The organism is Halorubrum sp. AJ67, assembly GCF_000513435.1.
The window spans coordinates 109,795-111,002 of record NZ_CBVY010000009.1 but is presented as its reverse complement, the minus strand read 5'-3'; the positions used below and the strand labels follow the sequence as shown (position 1 = coordinate 111,002).

The window sequence follows — 1,208 nt, the reverse complement described above, 5'->3', positions numbered from 1 at the left end:
TTCGTCGTCGAGCAACACCCGAACCACCCCGACTACCTCATCTGCGAGCTGGAGACCTCCCGCGGCTGCGCGTATCGGTGTTCGTTCTGTACGGAGCCGCTGTACGGCGACCCGGCGTTCCGTGCGCCCGACTCCGTCGTCGGCGAGGTCGACGCGCTCTCGGATCGCGGGGTCGCGCACTTCCGGCTCGGGAGACAGGCCGACATCCTCGCGTACGGCGGCGACGGCGAGGCCCCGAACCCCGACGCCTTACGCGAGCTGTACGGGGGGATCCGCGAGGTCGCCCCGGAGCTCCGCACCCTCCACCTCGACAACATGAATCCCGTGACGATCACGGACTATCCCGAGGCGTCCCGGGAGGCGATCCGGGTCATCGCCGAGCACAACACGCCCGGCGACACGGCCGCGTTCGGTCTCGAATCCGCCGACCCCGTGGTTCAAGAGGAGAACAACCTGCTCGTCACCGCCGAGGAGTGTCTGGAGGCGGTTCGCGTCGTCAACGAGGAGGGCGGCTGGCGGCCGGGCGACACCCCCGAGACGACACCCGGCGACCCCGACCGCGTCACGGGTCCCTCGACCGGCCCGGACGCGAGCCCCCGGCTGCCGAAGCTGCTTCCCGGGATCAACCTCGTCCACGGCCTGACGGGCGAGCGCCCGGAGACGTACGAGCACAACAAGCGCTTCCTCCAGACGGTGTACGACGAGGGGCTGATGCTCCGCCGGATCAACATCCGGCAGGTGATGGCGTTCGCCGGCACCGAGATGGCCGAGACGGGTGCCGAGATCGCTCAAGAGCACAAAGACCAGTTTCAGGCGTACAAACGCGAGGTGCGCGAGACCATCGACAACCCGATGCTCGACCGCGTCGTCCCGCCCGGGACCGTCCTCCCGGACCTCCACCTCGAATACCATCAGGACGGCAAGACGTTCGGGCGACAGCTCGGGACCTACGCGCTCCTCGTCGCGGTCCCGGGCGAGCGCGAGCTGGGGACCACCGTCGACGTGGCGATCACCGACCACGGCTACCGCTCCGTGACGGGCGTCCCGTACCCGCTCGACGTCAACGCGGCCTCGATGGACGAGCTGACGGCCGTCCCGGGAATCAACCGGAACACGGCCGGCGACATCGTCGTCGGTCGCCCCTACGACTCGGTCGCCGACGTCGACGCGGTCGACCCCGGAATCGTCGACCTCGGGGCGTACGCGGT

Annotated in this window: 1 protein-coding gene; it reads left to right on the top strand. The window is 69.5% G+C overall.

The features are described from left to right. A partial coding sequence (locus BN903_RS09385; protein WP_048077507.1) for a radical SAM protein occupies positions 1-1,208 on the top strand: 1,208 nt, incomplete at both ends.